The following is a 3,763-nucleotide window of genomic DNA, read 5'->3' as shown; positions in this document are numbered from 1 at the left end:
TCCGGCCGCGATGGGGCCCACCGTGAACTCGAACACCGCGACTCGAACACCGCGCGAGACCCATCGCGGCCGGAGGCCGCTCCCACGGGGACGGCCTGGCGGTCGGTACTGCACCGCCTAACCCCCCACCGGCGGCAGCAGTTCGCTCAGGCGCACCGGCTCCAATCCCAACCGGGCCCGGTAGATGACCCGATAGGCCAGCACCCGCTCGACATAAGCGCGGGTTTCAGCGAAGGGAATGGCGACGATCCACAGATCCGCCGGCGTACATTCCGACGGAAACCAACGGGCCACCCGCTGCGGTCCGGCGTTATAGGCCGCGGTGGCCAGGGCGGCGTGCCCGAAACGATCGCGCATCCGCGCCAGGTAGTCACTGCCCAGGCGCAGGTTCAGCCCCGGCGCCAGAATCTGCGTGCGACTTGGCGCCGCGAGCCCCTGCCCGGCCGCGACCTCGCGCGCGGTGTCGGGCATCAGCTGCATCAGCCCCAAGGCCCCGGCGTGGGAAGCCACGGTCGGATTGAACACACTCTCCTGGCGAATCACCGCGTAAATCCAATCCTCCGGCAGGGCGGTCTGCCAAGCCAGCTCGTCCACCAGTTCACGATACGCGAGCGGGAAGCGCAGCACGAGATCGTCCCAGTAATCCGTCCGGGCCAGGGTGAAGATCGCCTGATCATGCCACCGCAGTCCGTCCGCCACCACGGCCGCGGCCAGCAGATCCGGCGTCTCCAGATCGCGGGTCAGCAGGCGCCACTCGCGGCGCATATCCGCGTCCCGTCCGACCCGGTCCAGCGCGCGGATGCGTGCCACGGCCGGCGCGGCGACCATCCGCGCAACCCGAGCGGGCTCCGCCGGCACGGGGTGCTGATCCAGTGCATAGGGCAGTCCCAGCCGATCCGCCGCGAGCATCCCCCAGAGGCTGCGTTGTCGCGCGGCCAGCCGGAAGGTCGCCGCGGCCGCCGCATCCTCGCCCAGGGCCGCCTCGGCGCGCCCCTGCCAATACAGCCAGCGGTCAGCTTTCTCAGGCAGATCCGGCATCCGCCGCACCCAGGCGGCAACCCGCTGCCAGTCGCGCCGCGCGATCCCGGCGCGTAACCGCTGCTCCTGTTCCGCCAGATTATCCCGGTGCTCCGACAGCCGATCCCAGACCGCCAGACCCTGGTCATCGCCGACCCCGTCCAACCCCCGGCCCACCGCGGCATGCGCCTGATTCCAGGCCGCCGGGTCCGCCTCCAGCACCCGCGTGCTCGCCGCCAAGACCGACGCCGCCCCCCGCGGATCGGAACGGGCCAGCCGGCTGATCCCGTCGGCCAGCATGGCGGCGGCCAGCGGATGCGGACCCCAGGGCTCGCCGGGTTTCAGCAGCACCGTGGGCTGCTCGCGCAGCGCTAGCCAGCGAGTCAGCCAGGGCCGTTCCGCGGCGGGCAACTGGGCACCCAAATGACGCGCGATCCCCAACGCACCGGCCTCCATGGTCAGCCGGATACGCCGCCAGACCAACTCGGTGCTCAAGCCGCCGCGGGCGCGCCAGGCGCTGAACACCGGATCGCAGGCGGCGGGCTGGGACTGCGCCACCAGCCACAAGGGCTCCAGCCGCGGCGCGGTGAGCGCGACCTCCGCCTGGCCCGTCTCCACCAAGGCGCGCAGATACAGACACTGCCGCTCCACGGAGTCATCCTCGCGATAGACCCGCGCCAGCTCCGCCCAGCGCCCCGCCGCCGCCAACCGCTTCACATAGGCGCCGCGTAAGCGCTCGGTCGGCGGCGTCGCGGGAAAGGCGTCGAGCACGGCCTCGATCTGCGCATCCGAGGCCGCATCCAGGTTGCGCTCCAGATCCGCCGCGCGCGTGTAAGGGGCGAGCGGATCGGCACTCGGGTCCGCCGCGGCCGCCCCGTCCACGGCGACCGACACCCGCTCCGCGGCGAGACCTCCCGCGGAGCCGGGCGTCGGCACCCAGGCGGGCAGCCAGCCGACCGCGGCCAGGAGCAAACCGAGCGTGGCGAAACCGAGGCCGATCGCGGTCTTGGGAGACATCAGAACCTTCTTGCTAGCGAATCTATGTAGGCATCCTCGCGGGTCGCGGGTAGGCCTTGATCACGATTCCGGCCACTCGGGCTCGCCGGGTGCGTAGTCAGGCCATCCTGGCCTGACACCGTCAGGGCTGGAAGCCCTGACTACGCATGCCGCTGGCCGGGATTACGATCGAGGCCCGCGGGTATCTTAAACTCGATTACTATTACGACAACGACAATGACCACGCCAACGACCGGGATGCCAAAGGGGTATCCTGATGGAGCTGTTTCACTGATCCCACAAGCGGGCATTCCCCCCGCCCCCGAGGACCTCATGCACCCAGACCTGCGCCACCTCAGTGACCTGCTGCGCGCGACCGCCGCCGCCGAGATCATGCCCCGGTTTCGCCATACCCTGTCCAGCCGCAAGACCGACGGCAGTCTGGTGACCGAGACCGATCTGGCCGTCCAGGCGCGGATCACCGCCGCACTGGCCCGCGACTATCCCGGCGTGCCCCTGCTCGGTGAGGAACAAACCGCGGCGGAGCAAGCGCATTTGCTGGAGTCCGCCGGGCGTGCCGTCTGGGTCCTCGACCCCCTGGACGGGACCAGCAACTACGCCTGCGGGTTCCCCGGCTTCGCCATCTCACTCGCCCTGATCGAGGGTGGCGTCACCGTTCAGGGCGCCATCCTCGACCCGGTGCGCGACGAGTGTTTCTGTGCGCTGCGCGGCGGCGGCGCCTGGTGCAACGGCGAGCCAATCCGGCCTTTCGCCCCCGGCCCCGCGCTCGACGACTGCCTGGCCGCCATCGACTTCAAGCGCCTGCCGCCCGAACGGGTCCCGTCCCTGTTGCGCGCCGGCGGCTTCCGTTCCCAGCGCAATCTGGGGGCGGTGGCACTGGAGTGGTGCTGGCTCGCCGCCGGACGCTTTCAGCTTTACCTCCATGGCGGCCAGAAACTCTGGGACTATGCGGCCGGGCGCCTGATCGCCACCGAGGCCGGGGTCCCCTCGCGGCTCTACCAGCCCTACGGCAGCGCCCCGGCGGAAGCGTTGGACCTGGACCAGCGGCTCGCGGTCGCCGCGGCCAACCAGGGCCTTTTGGATCAATGGCTCGACTTCATCGCGCTGCCGCTTACCCCGCGGTAAGGCGTGAACTTGATTCGCGCCGGGTGACCCGCAGTTTGCCCCCACACTGAACCGGCACCCGACCGGACCGCTTCCCACGAGGACTCCAACCGATGAACCAAGACCCCCGCGGCTTGAACATGGAACTCGCCAGCGGCATCGCCGCGTTCGAGTCCAAACAATTCTCCCGCGCCGCCGGACTGCTCACCCCGCTCGCCGCCGAGGGTGATCCCGAGGCGCAATACCGGGTCGCCATCATGGCGCAAAACGGACTCGGTATGCAGGAAAACCCGACCCTCGCCTTCCAGTACATGCAGGCCGCCGCGATGGCCGGAATGGGCTTCGCCCAACACGGACTTGGCTTCATGTACCTCGAAGGCGAATGCGCGGAACAAGACCCGGCGCAAGCCGCCATCTGGTTTCGCAAGGCCGCCGAACAAGGCCTCGCCGGCTCTCAGACCACCCTCGCGATGCTCTATGAACAAGGCCGCGGCGTCCCTCAGGACCAGGCCGAGGCCAATCGGCTCTACCGCCTCGCCGGTTTCGATGAACGCTGACCGCGGGCGCGGCCTTGACCATAATTCCGGCCACCCGTCGTTGCGGCAGCCCGTCGCGGCCGTGGGCC

General features: G+C 70.0%; 3 protein-coding genes. 2 read left to right on the top strand and 1 reads right to left on the bottom strand.

What is annotated here, in order from left to right:
- Positions 1–117: 117 nt before the first annotated feature.
- Entirely contained in the window at positions 118–2,034 is a 1,917-nt protein-coding gene (locus QZY03_RS25000) for a transglycosylase SLT domain-containing protein (protein WP_295585657.1), read from the bottom strand.
- Between the two features lie 312 nt (positions 2,035–2,346).
- Between QZY03_RS25000 and QZY03_RS24995 the strand changes: the two genes are divergently transcribed.
- Together QZY03_RS24995 and QZY03_RS24990 are read left to right on the top strand one after the other, a co-directional pair.
- Positions 2,347–3,159 (top strand): inositol monophosphatase, encoded by an 813-nt coding sequence (locus QZY03_RS24995; protein WP_295585655.1) that lies wholly within the window; start codon positions 2,347–2,349, stop codon positions 3,157–3,159.
- A 92-nt stretch (positions 3,160–3,251) separates the two neighbouring features.
- Entirely contained in the window at positions 3,252–3,695 is a 444-nt protein-coding gene (locus tag QZY03_RS24990; protein WP_295585654.1) for a tetratricopeptide repeat protein, read from the top strand.
- Positions 3,696–3,763 lie beyond the last annotated feature (68 nt).

The sequence above is a fragment of the uncultured Lamprocystis sp. genome (assembly GCF_903933125.1).
GTDB lineage: Bacteria > Pseudomonadota > Gammaproteobacteria > Chromatiales > Chromatiaceae > Thiodictyon.
The sequence above is the reverse complement of the archived record's forward strand: the minus strand, read 5'-3'. Positions and strand labels throughout refer to the sequence as shown.